General features: G+C 52.2%; 14 protein-coding genes and 3 pseudogenes. 7 read left to right on the top strand and 10 right to left on the bottom strand.

Annotation, left to right across the window (positions count from 1 at the left end; genetic code table 11):
* Positions 1–174: 174 nt before the first annotated feature.
* On the bottom strand, positions 175–999 hold the full coding sequence (locus ABH909_RS14635; protein ID WP_429434231.1) for an alpha/beta fold hydrolase: 825 nt from the start codon (positions 997–999) through the stop codon (positions 175–177).
* Between the two features lie 267 nt (positions 1000–1266).
* Positions 1267–2217: pseudogene (locus ABH909_RS14630) on the bottom strand (GlxA family transcriptional regulator).
* Between the two features lie 213 nt (positions 2218–2430).
* On the opposite strand from ABH909_RS14630, the gene ABH909_RS14625 reads away from it, so the two are divergent.
* Positions 2431–3153, top strand: a complete 723-nt coding sequence (locus tag ABH909_RS14625; protein ID WP_429434228.1) for a pirin family protein — start codon at positions 2431–2433, stop codon at positions 3151–3153.
* A 37-nt stretch (positions 3154–3190) separates the two neighbouring features.
* Here the strand turns inward: ABH909_RS14625 and ABH909_RS14620 are convergent.
* Positions 3191–3564: pseudogene (locus ABH909_RS14620) on the bottom strand (ABC transporter ATP-binding protein); the annotation flags it as partial.
* A gap of 717 nt (positions 3565–4281) precedes the next feature.
* Here ABH909_RS14620 and ABH909_RS14615 point away from each other — a divergent pair.
* The 4 genes from ABH909_RS14615 (at position 4282) to ABH909_RS14600 (ending at position 8374) form a co-directional block, all read left to right on the top strand.
* Complete coding sequence (locus tag ABH909_RS14615; RefSeq protein WP_429434225.1) at positions 4282–5013, top strand: winged helix-turn-helix domain-containing protein; 732 nt, start codon at positions 4282–4284, stop codon at positions 5011–5013.
* Positions 5014–5024: 11 nt separating this feature from the next.
* Complete coding sequence (locus ABH909_RS14610) at positions 5025–5780, top strand: EAL domain-containing protein (protein ID WP_429434222.1); 756 nt, start codon at positions 5025–5027, stop codon at positions 5778–5780.
* Positions 5781–5817: 37 nt separating this feature from the next.
* A complete protein-coding gene (locus ABH909_RS14605; RefSeq protein WP_429434220.1) occupies positions 5818–6486 on the top strand; it encodes a winged helix-turn-helix domain-containing protein in 669 nt (222 codons plus the stop codon).
* Between the two features lie 493 nt (positions 6487–6979).
* Positions 6980–8374 carry an undecaprenyl-phosphate glucose phosphotransferase gene (locus tag ABH909_RS14600; RefSeq protein WP_429434217.1) on the top strand — a complete coding sequence of 465 codons (1395 nt, stop codon included), beginning with the start codon at positions 6980–6982 and terminating at the stop codon, positions 8372–8374.
* A 424-nt stretch (positions 8375–8798) separates the two neighbouring features.
* Here ABH909_RS14600 and ABH909_RS14595 read toward each other — a convergent pair whose 3' ends face one another.
* The 7 genes and pseudogenes from ABH909_RS14595 to ABH909_RS14565 all read right to left on the bottom strand — a co-directional run bounded on the left by ABH909_RS14595 (position 8799) and on the right by ABH909_RS14565 (position 15270).
* Positions 8799–9158: a VanZ family protein gene (locus tag ABH909_RS14595; RefSeq protein ID WP_429434214.1), complete on the bottom strand. Its 360-nt coding sequence runs from the start codon at positions 9156–9158 to the stop codon at positions 8799–8801.
* Positions 9155–10297 (bottom strand): annotated as a pseudogene (locus tag ABH909_RS14590) (YjbH domain-containing protein); the annotation flags it as partial. The pseudogene ABH909_RS14590 and the gene ABH909_RS14595, both read right to left, overlap by 4 nt.
* A gap of 33 nt (positions 10298–10330) precedes the next feature.
* Complete coding sequence (locus tag ABH909_RS14585) at positions 10331–12406, bottom strand: YjbH domain-containing protein (RefSeq protein ID WP_429434211.1); 2076 nt, start codon at positions 12404–12406, stop codon at positions 10331–10333.
* Positions 12403–13170: a capsule biosynthesis GfcC family protein gene (locus tag ABH909_RS14580; RefSeq protein ID WP_429434208.1), complete on the bottom strand. Its 768-nt coding sequence runs from the start codon at positions 13168–13170 to the stop codon at positions 12403–12405. The genes ABH909_RS14585 and ABH909_RS14580 overlap by 4 nt, the downstream gene beginning before the upstream one ends.
* Complete coding sequence (locus ABH909_RS14575; protein ID WP_374707262.1) at positions 13167–13826, bottom strand: YjbF family lipoprotein; 660 nt, start codon at positions 13824–13826, stop codon at positions 13167–13169. The genes ABH909_RS14580 and ABH909_RS14575 overlap by 4 nt, the downstream gene beginning before the upstream one ends.
* Positions 13827–13841: 15 nt before the next feature.
* On the bottom strand, positions 13842–14945 hold the full coding sequence (locus ABH909_RS14570) for a polysaccharide biosynthesis/export family protein (protein ID WP_429434205.1): 1104 nt from the start codon (positions 14943–14945) through the stop codon (positions 13842–13844).
* Positions 14946–15033: 88 nt separating this feature from the next.
* Positions 15034–15270 carry a hypothetical protein gene (locus tag ABH909_RS14565; protein ID WP_429434202.1) on the bottom strand — a complete coding sequence of 79 codons (237 nt, stop codon included), beginning with the start codon at positions 15268–15270 and terminating at the stop codon, positions 15034–15036.
* A gap of 930 nt (positions 15271–16200) precedes the next feature.
* Between ABH909_RS14565 and ABH909_RS14560 the strand changes: the two genes are divergently transcribed.
* Both ABH909_RS14560 and ABH909_RS14555 read left to right on the top strand, forming a co-directional pair.
* Positions 16201–17607, top strand: a complete 1407-nt coding sequence (locus tag ABH909_RS14560; protein ID WP_429434199.1) for a mannose-1-phosphate guanylyltransferase/mannose-6-phosphate isomerase — start codon at positions 16201–16203, stop codon at positions 17605–17607.
* Between the two features lie 117 nt (positions 17608–17724).
* Entirely contained in the window at positions 17725–18165 is a 441-nt protein-coding gene (locus tag ABH909_RS14555) for a low molecular weight protein-tyrosine-phosphatase (RefSeq protein ID WP_429434197.1), read from the top strand.
* The last annotated feature ends 33 nt before the right edge of the window (positions 18166–18198 follow it).

Genomic DNA, 18198 nt, shown 5'->3' with positions numbered 1-18198 from the left:
AGAAATTAACAACGTTTAACTCGCAAGCCAAAGCCTGCGCGATTAACAATGACGCCCTCTGCGCGAACCTTTTTTCAGAACAAACGTACTGGCTAAAGATCGCAGCCTCCGGCAGCTCCGGGCGTTCACATCACCGCGTAGGAGCTGCCGAAGGCTGCGATCATTTGATCTTGATCAGCCCTTGATGAACGTCAGCAGATCTTCGTTGAGTTGATCCTTATGAGTATCGGTCAGGCCGTGGGGTGCTCCCGGGTAGATTTTCAATACGGAGCCCTTGACCAGTTTTGCCGCGGCAATACCGGCGGCTTCGATCGGTACGACCTGGTCGTCGTCACCATGCACCACCAGGGTCGGCACGTCGAACTTCTTCAGGTCTTCGGTGAAGTCGGTTTCGGAGAACGCCTTGATGCAGTCATACGCATTCTTGTGGCCGGACATCATGCCCTGCAGCCAGAACCAGTCGATCATGCCTTGGGACGGCTTGGCACCCGGGCGATTGAAGCCAAAGAACGGACCGCTGGCCAGATCCTTGTACAGCTGCGAACGGTCGGCCAGGGACGCCTGACGAATACCGTTGAACACTTCCAGCGGCAAGCCGCCAGGATTGGCTTCGGTCTTGAGCATCAACGGCGGCACCGCGGAAATCAGCCCGGCCTTGGCCACGCGACCAGTGCCGTGGCGACCGATGTAGCGCGCCACTTCGCCACCGCCGGTGGAGAAGCCGAACAGCACGGCATTTTGCAGGTCCAGATGCTCGATCAACTGCGCCAGGTCATCGGCGTAAGTGTCCATCTCGTTACCGAACCATGGCTGGCTCGAACGACCGTGACCACGGCGATCATGGGCAATGACCCGGTAGCCTTTGGAAGCCAGGAAGATCATCTGGGACTCCCAGCTGTCGGCGTTCAATGGCCAGCCGTGGCTGAAGACGATTGGCTGACCGGTGCCCCAATCTTTGTAGTAAATCTCGGTGCCGTCTCGGGTGGTAAAGGTACTCATTGTGATGTCTCCTCATGCATGGATTGTTGCGACGCTCCCAGTGCTCACTTTCTCGACCGGAATCAGCCGACAGGTGCCTTGATCTTGAAGAGGAGGATTATTGAGCGTTGACCGGACGCACGACGAGTTAAAAGTTATTAAATTTTAATGGTGCACCTGCACCTCCCTGGCAAAGAGTTCACGGGTATCTTGGCAGGCATGGATGTCGGTACAACGACCACAGGAGAAGCCTCACGACCATCATGTGCACATGACGGACAACGCTTCCTAACTGAACTGTTCGCGGTATTGAGTGGGGGTCAGGCCGAGCTTGTCACTGAACAGAAAACGCATATGCCGCACGCTGCCGAAGCCACTTTTATAGGCCACGGTCTTGAGCGGCAGGTCGCTGGTTTCCAGCAGATTCCTGGCGCAGTCGATGCGCGCACTTTGCAAAAACTCCATGGGCGTCATGTTCACTTCCCGGGCGAAAACCCGGGCGAAGTGCCGCGCACTCATGTTCACCAGGCTGGCCATGCGTTCGATGCTGAACGCTTCATCGAGGTGTTCGAGCACGTGGTTCTGCACCCGGGTGATCGGCGTTTCATGGGGTGCCACTGCCGCCATCAATGGGCTGAACTGCGCCTGCCCTCCCTGGCGTTTCATTACCACCAACAACACCTTGGCGACATCCTGGGCCACCTTCTTGCCATGGTCTTCGGCAACCACCGCGAGCGCCAGGTCGATGCCAGCGGTGACCCCGCCAGAGGTGATGAGATTGCGGTCCTGCACGTAAATCTGATCGGTCTCGACGGTGGCCTTGGGGAAGCCTTTGATCAGACGTTCGGTGTAATGCCAGTGAGTGGTCACCCGATAGCCATCCAGCAGACCGGCATGCCCGAGCACGAATGCGCCAGTGCAGATCGACCCATAACGGTTCGCCCGGCTGACCGCGCCCTGAAGCCAGCCCAGCAACGGTGGATGTTTTTCGTTGTAGGCCCCCGGACCGCCCGGCACCAGTAACAAGTCGTAGCGATCACTCGCCTGATCGATGTGCAAATCGGCCTAAACGTTAACGCCGTTCGAGGCTCGCAGCGCACCCGGCTCGGTGCCGATGGTCGACAGCTCGTAACGGTCCGCCGGTTCCAGATAGCGATTGGCGATGGAAAACACCTCCATCGGACCGGCCATGTCGAGCAGAAGAAAGTCGGGGAACAGCACCATTGCCACGGTTTTCATGGATTGGACATCACTGATATCAAAGAAGAAGGTTAGCGCCAGCTGCGCGGAGCATCAGGGCCAAATGTAACCACTAGAATACGTGAACCGGCACCAAAAATTGTCAACTCGAAAGAGACAGTATTTCAGTTTTCATCTACTTATTGCACCAGACAATAAACATTAACCTTCTCCTCACTCGGACGAATTCACGTCCTGACAGGAGATTTCATCATGCTGACCCTTCGTAAAGCTTCGGATCGCGGCGCGGCCAATCACGGTTGGTTGAAGTCGTTCCATACCTTCTCCTTCGCCAATTACCGCAACCCGCGGGAGCAGGGTTTTTCCGACCTGCTGGTGATCAACGACGACCGCGTGGCAGCCGGCAAAGGCTTTGGCCAGCACCCTCACCGCGACATGGAGATTTTTTCCTATGTGCTCGAAGGTGCCCTGGAACACAAGGACACTTTGGGCACCGGTTCGGTGATTCGCCCCGGTGACGTGCAATTGATGAGCGCCGGCAGCGGCGTCGCTCACAGTGAATACAATCATTCGGCGACACGTCCGGTGCACTTCCTGCAAATCTGGATCGTGCCAGAGGTCAGCGGTGCCAAACCGCGTTATCAGCAAGAGCACTTCAGCACGCAGAAAAAACGCGGGCGCTTGCAACTGATCATCTCCCCGGACGGCGCCAACGGTTCGCTGAAAGTTCGGCAGGATGCACGGGTGTATGCCGGCCTGATCGACGGCAAGGAAAGCGCCACCCTGGAACTGGCAGCTGATCGCTACGCCTATGTGCATGTGGCGCGCGGCAGTGTCGAGTTGAATGGCGTGCAATTGCAGGAAGGCGATGGTGTGCGGGTGCGTGAGGAGCAAGTGCTGACGTTGAGCAACGGCGTGGATGCCGAGGTGCTGGTGTTTGATTTGCGGGCGCAAGAGTTGCCGCAGATGCCGTGAGGCCCTCTCGCCACATAAAAATGCGCGGGCTGGCACAGCGATAACCACGAGTCTGCTCGTTGAACAGCTGCGCATACCCCCCGTCGCGACCAGGCTGTCGTAATCGCCCCGCTCAAGGATCGAGCCCTGGTCGAGCACGATGAATGTGATCGGCATCATGCACGCTAGAGAACCGGTGTCTTCGGTGTTTTGACTGAAATGTCGAACACCGCTGCTTCCGCCGACCGGTCTGAGATCGGCTCATTTTAGAATCGGAATATCGGCATCGCGGCGCATGTAAGCTGTGAGATCTGCCCACCGGATCATTCCAGCCCACCGGCAAACCATCTCCCCAATTGCATGGCGAAACCGCGATCCAGACGCTCTATAAAAGGATGCAGCCATGCCCTCGGCGGCCGCTTGCTGCCAACGCGCTCAGGGCTTTGCTATCTGAAAGCAAACCCGCCGGCATTCGAGAGCGACGCATTCTGGATGGCTCCCACCATGCGGGTCGTTCGATTCGATGCGGGAGGGTTAGTTTGCGAAAAGAGTCCGCAACCGGGCTCCTCCCCCGGTTAGCACATAAAAATTTAATGGCGCTTTAATATCAAGTTTGGGATTTTTTCAATCGCCAAACAGAATAAGCTACACGTTGACAAATTATCCCCCTGAGCAAAATATTACGAATATAATCCAAAATGGCTCAACTACTCAACTAATAGAGTCAATCGCCCTAAAATGAAGCGGTCGCTTGTTGATCACCTTCCGATCGTGCACTACGTCAGCTTGGAACACCGTGGAATATCCATATAAATCAACTACAATTTTCAAACGCGGACATCCGCACAGTTCAAACGCAAGACTTCGCAGTTGTGCTTCATTCTGCAGCCAAGTGGGCAATTGGCCATCGCGCATCGCCCCGTAGAAAAGTCAACCTAAAAAGCCAAGTCCGACTGAAAGGAGTCACCAACTAACGTCCGATCACAAACACCAATGGGCTTAAGCCTCGGCATTTGCCTATGTCATTGAATCAGCTAAAACTACTGGGCACGGAGTGACGTATGTCAAGACGGGAAATGTTATAAAAAGTCAGATATCGTCAGTATTTTGTGTATTAAGATTGCAACGCCAGCACATAGAGTAATTTACATGATGAGTACTGAGAGCAAAATCGAAGATAGCCAGAGGGGTATTCTCGCTATCGGGCGCACTTGGCGCTCGACAGAGAAACTTCGCCAACTATTTGTACCTGATCTTAAACATGTTTATACATTAGATTATCCAAACTCGCCAAGCCAGGATATCGAAACTCAAATACCCAATACCGTATTGATCGACATTGAAAACCCCTCGATATTTAATGATTGCCTGGCGCTGATCAAGAAGTTACGTACAAATCCGACAGAACTGGCCATTATCGTCGCAATCAACTATCGCTCTCCGCACGCTAAAATTGAATGCTACCTGGCCGGCGCTAATCATTGCATCAATGTCCCTAACGATCAGGATGAAAAAGCCCGACTACTCTCAGAACTGCTCGAAACTCCCGAATGGCAGCCGAGTGTAAAGTTGACCCTGGATCAAACATGCCTGCACTTATACAACAATGAGTACAAACTGGATCTGGCCTATCAGGAAATGAAAGCCCTGGATGCACTGATCAATGCAGAAGGTAATATCCTGCACCATGATTGTATGGCAGAGTCCATGGGTTTGAATATCAAACTCTACGACTCACGGGTCTTGGAGAAATCCATCAGCCGGCTTCGAAACAAAATCAAAAAACACTTTGGCATTAACGTCATTCACAGTGTTCGTGGTTATGGTTATCGACTGCTTCGAGGCGTCGTCTCTGTTAATCAAACAAATTTTCACTCTTAAAGGATTAGGAAATGGAGCCCGGCAGGCAAGTTATAGCGCACGAAAACTTTGCATTGGTCTTCTTCAGGCAATCGATTCTGAAACGAAACGATGAACTGTTTGGCAGCGAAATTTATGCCAAGGCGACCAAACAGGAGACGCCGCTGAACAAGGGGTATCAACAACTCCATTCCGACCATCCGCTGGCGACTTATTACGAAGTCCTGACACGGATCCAATTGAATGCCCTCTCGCAGATTGAGGCCATGCCTTCTCATTCCGCACCGGTGCCAAACAAACTGTTTGTGACCATGAACCAATCTGCCTTGTTGGATAAAACGCTGATCAAGGAAATGAACGATGCTCAAGCGATACTCAAAAAGTATGAGCAACAGCTAATCCCCAGCATTAACAGCAGTTCGTTCCTGTCATTCAACCTCAAAGAAAAAAGAACCATTATCAATCACATTCACTTATTGAAAGACAATGGGATCGAAATCGCCTTTGACGGCTATGATTTAAGCGACGACAGCACTGAAAAGCTGATTAGTTTGACGCTGTTCGATTATATAAAAGTGGACCTGACCAAATCCAACTTCGACATCATGGTCGAAAACAGCCAGGACTTTTTCAATCGATCTTATGACTGCCTGAGCAGCATGATCCACGACAGCAAGATCAAATTCGTGGCGGACAGGGTGGAGCACAAAGCACTGCACACACTGGCTCGCAGCATGCCCTTCGACTTTTTTCAGGGGAGGTACTACTCGCCGACTGAGCTTATTTAAGTTTAAAAACTTCACCAGACTAGGAAGGAACCTTATTGTGAACACACCGAATAACAGCTTTCTGATTTTCACCCGGGACCAACTGGCACGACAAGCAATCGAGTCGCTTCTCGCGCAACGCCTGTATTTATCTTTTGAAATCGAGTCAGGTAAACTCAGCAGCGAACGCATCCGAAAGAGTCGATTCACGCACATCCTGCTCGACCAGGCGGACATATCGCTAAGCGATGTCAGTTTCATCCGTAAAAATCAAAAAGATGCGGAAATCATCCTCATAACACCCAACTCAGAACCTTCGGAACTTAATCACTTCTCGCACTTCGGTGTTGATGGCTTTCTCAAGAAGCCAGTGGCTGATGAAGAGTTCATCTCGGCGGTCAGTCGGGTTAAAGAGTCCCAGGGCAATCCTGATATCTGGTGGTTTAACGCTGACGATCGAACGCTGTTCAAAGAAGACATCACCATCCCATTGACCGGTACCGAATCGTTAATGCTCACTCAATTGATCCTCAGCGATCGACGGGTACTCAGCAAAAACGATCTTATTCTACGTATCGATAAAGACCCGGATCAATATAGCGGGCTTGAAATGTGCTTGAGCCGGTTACAGAAAAAGTTCAAAACTGCGGCTAATGGCGAACGACTGGTTCGCTCGGTCAGAAACCGTGGTTACTGCCTGGCACAAAGGATAAGAGTCGCCTACTGAGCGAGATCGCAAAAACAATAACAATAAACGCGATTCTCCGCCCAGCCCTTAACTTATACATTTTCTCCTGTGACTTGCCTCTTGGCACAGCACACCCTGATTTGCGCAATAAACCCTCCCCGGCTACGGCTCCGCTTCGTCCCTCGCTACTTGGCAAACGTTTATCGAATGTTGCAATTATATAGATGATTGAGCGATATACTCCTAACAAAACAGCACGACCTTTTATAACAGGCCTTCTCCAAGAGCGGTCGTTATAATTCGTCAGACACCCACAAAGATTTAGGTACTAGTATAAAAACTGGACACTGAGACAACCGTATCAGCTGACTTGAGAACAACGCCAGGATGGCCAGCCATCAGCTCATGTTATTCCCCTCTAATAATAAAAATAACTTCTGACCGAACCTTGTTCGCTCAGCTTTTGTGCGTGGCTGCCATTTATTAACCGTCGACTGATACACAACGTGGCGCATGCCCGAGGGACACCGCGATGGTACATAATCGTATTAATCGGAATAACATTTCCAAAGGACTGACTTTCTGGGGGCAATGGTTAATTGCCATCACTTCGGTCAACGCGCTGTTATTTGCTCTGGCGCTCTATCAGACAGGAGATATAGAGGCCCATTACCGTGTGTTAGCGGTGCTTACTCTACTGGGTTCGGTCCCCTCCTATTCCCTGCTGCTGGTTTATCACAAACAGCATGGCTACCTCACCGGCCTGGGTCGATTGCTGCTCGGCTGGCTGCTAACGCTGACCGGACTGACCAGCATCGGCTTTATCAGCAAAACCAGCGAATTGTTTTCCCGGGAGATCATCCTTGTCTGGGCTGTGGCCGGTTATTGCGTGCAGGCCTTGCTGTTCCTGCCTTTGCACAGCTTTTCCAGGCACTACCATCGGCAATTGCACAGCCAAAACAACACCCTGATTATCGGCACCGACCAACTGGCGGTGAATCTGGCGGACAAACTGGCCAAAACCGAATACCCGCCGCTGGTCGGTCTGATCAGCTCAAAACCCAACGAACTGTCGACCAACGTCAATGCCCACAGAATCGTCGGTCAGCTGCAGGAATTGCGCGAGCTGATTCGGGTGCACGATGTCCGCCGGCTATACATCGCGCTGCCCCTGAGCGAAGCCAAACAGGTCGAAGCGTTGTACATCGACCTTCTCGACTCGAATGTCGATGTAGTCTGGGTTCCTGACCTGGGCAGTATGACGTTGCTCAACCATTCCGTTAGCGAACTGGATGGCCTGCCCGCCATTCACCTCAATGAAAGCCCGCTGACCAGTTATCCGACAGCGGCGCTAAGCAAAACAATGCTGGACCGAAGTCTTGCCGCCCTGGCGCTGATCGCCTTCAGCCCACTGCTTCTGATAATCGCCGCTGCGGTGAAGATTTCGTCCCCGGGCCCGATCATCTTCAAACAGGAGCGCCATGGCTGGAACGGCAAGATCATCAAGGTCTGGAAGTTCCGCTCCATGCGCCTGCACGACGACCATCAGGTCCGCCAGGCCGGTCGTGAAGACCCGCGCATTACGCCGGTCGGCCGTTTCATACGACGCACCTCCATCGATGAACTGCCGCAGTTCTTCAACGTGCTGCAAGGCCATATGGCGCTGGTTGGTCCGCGGCCCCATGCGATCGCCCATAACGACTACTACACCGGAAAGATCCAGGCTTACATGGCTCGCCATCGAATCAAACCGGGCATCACCGGGCTCGCCCAGATCAGCGGCTGCCGTGGCGAAACCGAGACCCTGGACAAGATGCAAAAGCGTGTGGAAATCGATCTTAACTACATCAATAACTGGTCGTTGTGGCTCGATATCAAGATCCTGATCAAGACACCTTTTACGTTATTTTCCAAGGACATCTATTAACTGTTGCGAGTCGCTCCCCGCCTGTTCTTCAGCTTGTAGCTAACAAGGCCTCAAACCGGGCAGTCAGATATCTGACTGCCCGCCCTTCTACCCGCCCTCCTCTTTTTTTGTCGCAACTGCCAAAGGCTGCGTTGACCTGTAGCAGCTGCCGAGCCTGCGAGGCTGCGTTCGGCGGCGAAGCCGTCGCCAAGCCAGGACTTGCGGTGCATCAGACAAACCGCGTCAGCCGGATTCACGGCTGCTGCGCAGCCGAACGCAGCCTCGCAGGCTCGGCAGCTGCTACAACTGCTACAGCTGTTACTGATCGCATCAGGGATAAATAGAATGACATGTGCCGGACGGCAAGAGAGATGTTGCTGGAGGGGGTATAGCGAGGAATCAACGGTGACTGCATGCCGGTAGGCGGCTAAGTATTTCGCGCCTTTCAGCGCACCCAATACCTTGAAATCAATAATCCCATCAACACGCCGGCAGTATTAGCCAGCATGTCGTAGGGCGAAGCCGTGCGCAGCGGCATCAAATCTTGCGCAGCCTCGATGAGTACGCCGGTGAGCAAGCACCCCACGGCGATCCAGCGAAACTTCACAGCGGGAAAGGCCAGGCGGCAACTGCACGCAAATATCAGAAAGCCAATCCAGTGATGAAGCTTGTCTTCTTCGGCGAACAGCTCCGGGATCGGCTGAGCGCGCAAACCCGCGAATAGCAGAATCACGGTGACCGCGGCAAAGACCAGGCCCCGAAGCCAGAACGGCAACTCGACCAAGCCTTTGAGCCACGTGATCATTCGGTAATTTTCTCGAAGTTGTTGTAGAACAGGTCGCTATCACGTCCGTCGGTCATGGTCTGCAGCCAATAGGCACGATTCAGGCGTGCACCACCATCGCGTGTCAGTGGCGCCCAGACGATGTTGGCCCGACGCATGGTGGAGGTACTCATCAGTTCGTCGAACGGGATGGAAACATAGATCCCTTTGTCGAAACTGCCCTCGCCATACTCCTCCTTCGAGGCACTGGTCAGGGTGACCCAGGCGCCAAACTTCACACCGTTCTTGAACACCCGCGACAAGTCGACGGTGGTGCCCCAGTCCTTCGCCAGATAACGCCCGACACTGACCGCCGCGAGCATGTCATTGGGTAGCTCAGTATAGCTGGTGACATGGCCCGTCACGGTGTCGTAATCCCGCAGACCGAAGCCCTGATCATAATCGCGCTGGCGTACGAAGTTCAGGTCAGCGCCCACCGACCAGCGCTTCCCCGTAGGCCGATACAGCATTTCGCCGCCAACACCAGCGTACATGGATTCCAGATAGCCGCCATAGACCATGCCGTACAAATCCCGATCCAGCTGCGCCGCATGGTTGAACTGGAACGTCGGCATCGTCACATCGGAGGTGGTGAGGTATTTGCGCAAATCGGTGCGCATTCGTGGCAATCCGCTCGGCGCATCGTAGGTAAAGTTGTCGTAGTTGTTCACCAGATTGGCGCTGAGCAAGCCGCTCCACCAGGTGTTGCGTGTGAAACGGTACTCCGCGTCGGCATCGGCGCTGAACTGGTAGAGCAGGCCGTCGGGGCCGCCGATGTTCTGTTTGTAGCCCAGGCCGAGGCCATAGCTGAACGGTTCCAACGCCTGGGTGTAGAGCGTGGTTTCGCGGTGCGCAATCGCCGGATTGACCTCGGTGGTACGGTGCAGGTCTTTCGGCGGCTGGTCATTGTTCACGACCGCGCGGAAAGTCTCTCGCGGCATGCTGGTTTCCTCAATGGACATGTCATAGCGCTGGTTCACCACGGTGAACCAGTCGATGTCTTGATTGACGCTGTTATCGAGAATCCGACTGGCTCGTCCGAAAGCTTTGGACGAATAAAAATAGCGAGACTGCTCACCATACACCACCAGCTCCGAACCGCGTTGAGTGATGCGCTTCACGACAGGGCTTACCCGCCCTGTCGATCGCAACCCTCATTCCGTGATCTTCTCAAAGTTGCGATAGAACAGATCACTGTCACGGCTATCAGTCATGGTGTGCAGCGAATAACTACGGTTAAGCCGTGCACCACCGTCCCGGGTCAAAGGCGCCCAGACGATATTGGCGCGACGCATCGTCGACACGCTCATCAACTCGTCGAAAGGCATGGAGATGTAGATGCCTTTGTCGAAACTACCTTCGCCATACTCCTCTTTAGTCGCCGTGGTCAGCGTGACCCAGCCACCAAATCGCACACCGTTGCGGAACTCACGGGACAGGTCGATCGTGGTACCCCAATCGCGAGCCAAGTAACGGCCGACACTAACGGCCGCCTGGGCCTCGAAAGGCAAATCGGTATAGCCAGTGATGTGGCCTGTGACGGTCGAGTAGTCACGCAGACCGAATCCCTGATCAAAGTCACGCTGGCGAACGAAGTTCAGATCGGCACCTACGGACCAGCGCTGGCCTGCCGGACGAAACAGCACCTCACCGCCGACGCCGGCAAACATCGACTCCAGATAGCCGCCGTAGACCATGCCATACAGGTCTTTATCCAACTGCTTGGCGTGATTGAGCTGGAACGTCGGCATGGTGACATCCGATGTCGTCAGATACTTGCGCAAGTCAGTGCGCACTCGCGGCAGTCCACTCGGTGCGTCGTAGGTAAATTTGTCATAGTTATTCAACAAATTAACGCTCAGCAAACCACTCCACCAAGTATCACGGGTAAAGCGATACTCGGCATCCGCATCGGCAGTGAGCTGATAGAGCAAGCCATCGGGACCACCGATGTTCTGCTTGTAGCCCAGACCCAGCCCATAAGAGAAGGGATCCCGTGCCCCGGTAAATAGCGTGGTCTCGGTGTGCGGTACCGCGGCATTGATCTCGGTGGCGCGATGCAAGTCCTGCAAGGGCTCCTGGTGATTAACCACTTCGCGAAATGTTTCGCGGGGCACGCTGGTTTCTTCCAGCGGCATGTCGTATCGCTTGTTCACCAAGGTGAACCAATCGATATCGTCATTGACGCTGTTGTCCAGAATCCGGCTAGCCCGACCCACGGCTTTCGCCGAATAGAAGTAACGCGACTGCTCACCGTACACCAACAACTCAGAGCCACGCTGGGTAATGCGCTCCACTTTATAACCGGCGTTGTTTTGCAGGCGCTGGGACACATTGGCCCAATTGACCTGGTCCGGGGAGGTGACAGGTGCCTGGGCCGGAAGAGGTTCCGCTGGCGGGTCATAGGTCTTTGTTGGCGTCTTGCGGCTGGCAAAGTTGGTGTGCAGCGTGATACCGAACATCGCGGTATTACCACGTTCCCAGGCCGCGCTGAGGTCAATCGAGTCTGTCAGCTTGAAAACCGCGCCGACATTAATCGGCGAGTCTTGCTTGATGTCGTTATCCTTCGGCTCGTTTTTATAGTCGTTGCCTTCGTACTCAAGTTTCAGACTGAGGGGGGCCCAAGGTGTTTGATAGGCGACACCACCAAACAAGGATGGCGATCCTCTAAAATAATTCGTATTGAAGTCGCCTGTCCCTTCGCTGGGTGGTCGTGTATCAAAGCGCTCATCGACCCAGCCAAGCGGGTTATCAAAATCCCCCCGACTGCCCATGTATCCCCAAGCGACACCAACGCTGAAGTCGAAGTTTCCAACGCGTTTGTTACTCACAAAATACTCGCTGGAAAACAATCCAGTACCACCGATGTCCTGAAAACCTAACGCCACTTGAGGAAGCCAGTGACTTTCCTGCCACAAACGAATTTTGGCATCGACAGCTTTATCTTTGTAGCTTTGATCGCCACTGAGGGACTCAGGTCCGTACGCCCGGTTGGTAATGGCGGTATATCGAAACGAGCCTTCAAGCCAATCAAAGGGCTGTAGCGAAAGGCTGTAGCGAGTATAGGGATCGGTTCGACTGGCATTGACACTTAGCTCACCGGCAGGTGCCATGCGTGCGGTAGGGGTTTGTAACAAGCCCACACCACCGAAATCATTCTGGGTATAACGCGGCTCTCCATGAGCTAAACCACAAGGCAACAACAGGACCGCTGCAAAACGTAACTTCAAGGGGCCACCTCAGCCACAGGTTGAGTGGCGAGGAATTCGGCCAACTGCTGATTGAGTTCAGGTGTAGGCGGATCAAGATCATCGTTCTTGATTGGCACGAGGATTTTGCTGCCGGCGGCGGGCCAATACCCCTCTTCCCGATTCCACAGTGCGATACCGATCCGCCGGGTGTGACCATCGGGCTGGATAACCCACAGGTAGTCCGTCTCTGCGTCGGACAAGGCCTGACAGGATCGAAGATAGTCACGGGCTTCCTGCATCGCGCGATAAGGCAGTCGGCAAGGTTTCGCGACAGCGCCCAACACTTCCACGGTATTCGGGCGAAGCGGATAGACTAGACGGTCGCCATCAGCAAGATGCTCGTTAAGCGCAAACCCGACCTCTACGGCAACGGGGTCAAGTACCGCAACCTGGCGACCCGTTACCGGTAACCGGCCGATCTCCTCAAAGAGCTGATTCGCCAAGGAAGCCCGGGCAGGCTTGTCAAACAGCAACGCACTACGCTGTAGAACTTTCAGATCAAACAATACGCCGACTTTCAGTCGGCGCTGTTCCTCTAGCAAAGGCTGGCGGAGCCATGCGGCACCCAACCAGTAACTCTCAGCATTGGGCTGCGCAGCGGTAATAACATCCAGCAAACGAGCACCCGGCTGGATCTTGAAATAGCCAGGGCTGCGAACGTCGCCAATGACAGTAACATCGGCATGACTCAGACCTGAGCTGGCTAATAGTAAACCCGCAAACACAATATTCAGACGCTTCAATTGATAGCTCCCTGAGCAGAACGCAACTGAATGACCTTCAGGGAAATTTGAGGCGTTAGATGTTGCTCGCTCTGAATGACGAAACCATCACTTGGTCTGATCCAATAACGATTGACTGCATGGAAATCTATTTCAGGCGCATCAATGCGCTCATCAACACGGAGCAAGGCATAAGTCTTGTCCATCACCCTGATGTCCTCGATGCCTTCTTTGCTAAACCGGCTGTTCACGGCAATACCGACTCGGTAGCCGTCATTGATATCGATCCAGCGAGTGCTGCTGTACCCGTCGGGTAGTAGATGCAGTCCACGCTTGAACGGCGACTCGCTCTCCCAGCGGGTACCATCGAGGTTGATACCGAGCCCGACGCTGCGCACGATCAAGCCGTCGCGCATCAACAACACCTGCTTACCGGAGGCAACCCAGAACTGCAGGTCGCCCCGTTGGCGAATCATCGCCATGACGCCCTCGCTGGAAGATGTTGTCACTTTAATTTGAGGATAGGGAACGGCGTCCACCTGCGCCTGGGTCAACTGCAAAGAGTCTGGCCCCATAGTGGACGCTTTAAGCGTGTCGAAAGAGGCTTTCATCAACGGGTTACACCCGCACAAAATGAAAGCCAGCGCCAAGTAGACGCTGCTGCGTAAAATGTTCACCGGTAGGCTTTGCCCTTAGTTGCTTACGTCGTTCTTGGCCTTCGCTCCAATACCCACGATGGATGCAGATGGAACCAACTGGCTGATAAAGCGATTCCAACGAGTAACGTTGGCAGGTCCAACATAGACTACGTCCTGCGCTTGCACATCGAACCGTGTCGCCAATGCCATTGCAGAGGGCGAAGAAGCCTCCAACTGGAAAATCTTAGCTGGTTCTTTATCCAAGTTTTCTACACCCCTGATGACATAAACAGCGTTGCCATTAGAAGTCGTCTGGTTCAAGCCCCCCACTGTTCCCAACACATCGGACAGGTTCATGGTTTTAGTTTTGAAGCTCAATGCCCGGGGCTGGTTAACCTCACCCATGACATAGATTCGCTTGCGATCGTTGTAAGGTACATACAACTGATCGCCAGCCTTGAGGTAAACATTTGGCAACGGGGAATTGTTCTGACGGTTCAGCGCATCCAGGTCCAGCTTATATTCATGACCGTCTCGTAAAAGCACCAAACCCGAAAGGTCAGCATTCAGTGGATCGATGCCGGCAGCACCAACAGCTTCGACAACACTCAGTGGTGTAGTGGTGAGGGGTTGTTGCCCCGCCCTGATGACCGCGCCAGAAACAACGACTTTTTGGCTGGCGAAACGCAATACACTCACGTCTACTTGTGGACTTTCAATAAACTGCGACAGCCGACTGGAGATATGCTCGCGTAGTTCTTCAATTGTTTTACCCGCTGCAGCGACGTTGCCTACATAGGGGTAAAAAAGACTACCATCCGGGCGAACAAGACGCCCGTTCGCATCGATTTGCTGCTGCGGCCCAGAGGGTGCCGTTAACTCCGGATGGTCCCAAACAGTAATAAACAGTAAATCATTGGCTCCAATCCGATAACTGGCGGGTGAATAGCGCAATAGTTCGGGCGAAATGATCTCACCTTCTTTCGTGGCCGCGTCCATGGCGATCAATTTAGGGGTGATCGGGATTAACTCAACACGGCTGTTCTCAGACGTTCCATCACGTACGATTTGACTGGTGTCCATATGTTGGCCAGGAGAAAACATACAACCCTGCAAAGTAATACTTGCCAGCACGGCAACAGAAAGATTTCGCATCATATTGGCACTACGTTAGTTAAGAGCTCACCCAAAAAAACAAGGTCACACAGGTAGCCCTGCGTGACCTTGTCCGAACGCTACTGCAATTTCAATTAGTAGTTCCGGTGGTCCCGGTGGTACCGGTGGTCCCGGTGGTACCACCATTTGAACTTCCGCCACTATTAGATGCAGCAACCACGCCCGCGACCACAGCAGCACCGATAAGCAAACTCGTACCAACAGTGACTGAACCCACCAATGGAGTACTCAGAGTCAGCGGTTCTTCTGCCGCGATTGCTGAGGCACTCAAAATAGTCAACAGACTAACAGCAAAAAAATTTTTCATATCAGACTCCTTCTCTAGTTACGGGGGTTTGATACTAAGTACCAAAAACGAAAGAGTGAGCAGACACCGACTAATACAAGCATCAAACGCCTGTGGCCGCCCCCCTCTTTTCACCTTCTAGTAGACCATATCACTGAAAAATCGCTAATGCCAGTGAGGGCATAGAGCTCGATCAAGCGCACAGTTCGAAGGTTAGTTTTTCAAAACCATGTTATCCCACATTTTCCTATGAAATTCAGCACTTTACCGGCGCTTTCAGACTTATTTTGTGGAATTTCAACAGTCCCCATCGAGCAATATGTTAATAAATGTCTGATTTGCACCAACATAAAAACTCCAGCTTCATCGCCGTAGAGACATTGAGAGCTATTACCCTCCTTTCAACTGACTGGCGAGGCGCTCGAGAAAAATCACCAGGAGCGAATCTAGCATGTTAAAAGACGCACAGCAATGTTATTTATACAACAAAAACAGATACTTGCGAGCGCAGCCCAAGCGAAATAACTGTTATTTTTGGTCAGTAAAAATATTGCCGCAACAAAGAGAAATCATGTTAGAAATTATGTCAACTTGAGCCTGCACAAAGATACTTTCTAAATTGCATGACGAATACTTTCTGACTACGTAAAATACCCAGCCATACGAATTAATAGCGCAGATAACATTCCGAGCAAGAAAACTAACAATCATTAGTACGACCAAAACCCCGAATATACGTAGGGATTTTTTACAGCATCAGATTGACACCTTGGAGTACTCGCTTGCTCCAAAGAGTTTTCAGGACTAATACTCTAAATCCTGGGGCGGTAGCGTGCCAACTTTGAATTCATCCAGATGTCCGCGCCCTAAAAAAGGAACGAAGCGCGACCTTATTGCCCGCGTCGTTTGCACCAAGTCGAACATCACAAATCACTTCAGCAGAGTACCGTTATGATCCCCATTATTTTGTCAGGCGGGACAGGGTCCCGCTTATGGCCCCTATCTCGTCAACAACGCCCAAAACAATTTCTACCTCTTTCCGACGACACGTTTTCGATGCTGCAGGCGACTATCCAACGTTTAGACGGATTGGGCCTACAAGCACCTCAGCTTATCTGTAATGAAGCACATCGTTTCCTGGCAGCAGAACAGTTGCTCAATCTTGGAATAGAAGACTTCCGAATTTTGCTTGAACCGATCGGACGGAACACAGCTCCCGCAATAGCAATTGCTGCGATTCAGGCTGTCGCTACAGAAAGCGAACCTATTTTATTGGTACTTGCTGCTGACCACTTGATCGAAGATATCGCAGAGTTCCATACAAGTGTGAAGGCAGCGATACCGCTGGCAGAAGATGGGAAACTAGTAACTTTCGGCGTTTTACCTAAAACACCAGAAACGGGATATGGTTATCTCGAAATAGGCGAGGAAGTTGGCGAAAAGGGATACCGGGTAAAACGTTTCGTTGAAAAGCCGGACGCTGCGACAGCAAAGAACTATCTCGAAAGTAAACGGTACCTTTGGAACAGCGGAATGTTTATGTTCAAGGCCAGCCGTTACCTTGAGGAACTGGAAAAGTTCCGTCCTGAAATGTTATCTATCTGCCGATCCGCATTGAGTAGCGGGTCTGAGGATATGTACTTCACACGCATAAATAGCGAAATTTTTGCAACCTGCGCCGATGAATCCATTGACTATGCAGTAATGGAAAATACGACCGATGCAGTATTGGTACCTTTGAATGCAGGCTGGAGTGATCTCGGTTCTTGGAATGCATTGGCAAATGTTTCGACCAAAGACGAAGCAGGTAATACCCCAAAAGGGGACGTTCTGATGGAAGGCACACTAAATACCTATATCCATGCAAACAATCGTCTGGTCGCGACTTTAGGCGTTCAAGACCTCATCATCGTAGAAACAAAAGACGCAGTGTTGGTTGCTCACAAATCCCATGAGCAGGAAATCAAGAAGCTGGTTGAACAACTGAAACAGTCTGGACGGCACGAGCACATCAATCATCGTGAAGTTTACCGCCCTTGGGGAATGTACGACTCGATTGATAACGGTCCCCGCTACCAAGTTAAACGTATTACCGTACAACCTGGGGCCAAACTATCTGTTCAGATGCATCATCATCGAGCAGAACACTGGATCGTTGTGAGTGGTACCGCAAAAGTTACAAACGGTGAAAACACCTATCTCGTCGCCGAAAATGAATCAACCTATATTCCTATCGGTCAAATACATGCGTTAGAAAACCCAGGTGTGATTCCACTGGAGTTAATTGAGGTGCAGTCCGGTTCATATCTAGGAGAGGACGATATTGTTCGCTTCGAAGACAAGTATGGCAGAGCTTAGCTCTCCCACCATTGCATACCCAACTCAAAAATCGTATTTAGTTTTCTGAATACCCCCCACGTCAACACGCATCCGATCCGATCCGATCAACATCCAGTATGAGAGGCGAAAACTGCTTTGTTTAAAAGTATTTTGATCGTCTGCACCGGAAACATATGCAGAAGCCCTATGGCTGAAACAATATTTTCCGAGTTGTTAGAGGGAACTGATAAAAAAATCAGGTCCGCCGGCTTAGGCGCACTGGTCGACCAGCCTATTGAATCAACCACGCTAGCCGTGTTAGGCAAACACGCTCACACACCCGCGGCCCATAAAGCGCGTCAATTAACATCTGCAATGCTTGGTGACGCTGATCTTGTGCTGGTTATGGAAGAACGTCAGTTAGCCAGTGTACTCCAGCTCTCTTCCGAAACTCGTGTAAAAGTTTTTCTGCTCGGCAAATGGCAAGATGAACGCGAAATACCCGACCCCTATCGCCAAGGAAAGGCTGCATTTGAAAATGCACATGCCTTGATAAAAGAATCGATACAAGCATGGGCTACCCGATTAACGCTTTGAAGCCCTCCCCTCTCATACCAATATCATATAGAA

The sequence above is a fragment of the Pseudomonas sp. BS3782 TE3695 genome, from assembly GCF_050435305.1.
Classification (GTDB): domain Bacteria; phylum Pseudomonadota; class Gammaproteobacteria; order Pseudomonadales; family Pseudomonadaceae; genus Aquipseudomonas.
This window is presented reverse-complemented; position numbering and strand designations above follow the sequence as displayed.

Bases quoted from the DNA above. Each gene is read 5' to 3' on its own strand.
- ABH909_RS14570 (WP_429434205.1), bottom strand. From the start codon at position 14,945: ATGATGCGAAATCTTTCTGTTGCCGTGCTGGCAAGTATTACTTTGCAG.
- ABH909_RS14595 (WP_429434214.1), bottom strand. From the start codon at position 9,158: ATGATCACGTGGCTCAAAGGCTTGGTCGAGTTGCCGTTCTGGCTTCGG.
- ABH909_RS14600 (WP_429434217.1), top strand. From the start codon at position 6,980: ATGGTACATAATCGTATTAATCGGAATAACATTTCCAAAGGACTGACT.
- ABH909_RS14560 (WP_429434199.1), top strand. From the start codon at position 16,201: ATGATCCCCATTATTTTGTCAGGCGGGACAGGGTCCCGCTTATGGCCC.
- ABH909_RS14615 (WP_429434225.1), top strand. From the start codon at position 4,282: ATGATGAGTACTGAGAGCAAAATCGAAGATAGCCAGAGGGGTATTCTC.
- ABH909_RS14635 (WP_429434231.1), bottom strand. From the start codon at position 999: ATGAGTACCTTTACCACCCGAGACGGCACCGAGATTTACTACAAAGAT.
- ABH909_RS14565 (WP_429434202.1), bottom strand. From the start codon at position 15,270: ATGAAAAATTTTTTTGCTGTTAGTCTGTTGACTATTTTGAGTGCCTCA.
- ABH909_RS14625 (WP_429434228.1), top strand. From the start codon at position 2,431: ATGCTGACCCTTCGTAAAGCTTCGGATCGCGGCGCGGCCAATCACGGT.
- ABH909_RS14610 (WP_429434222.1), top strand. From the start codon at position 5,025: ATGGAGCCCGGCAGGCAAGTTATAGCGCACGAAAACTTTGCATTGGTC.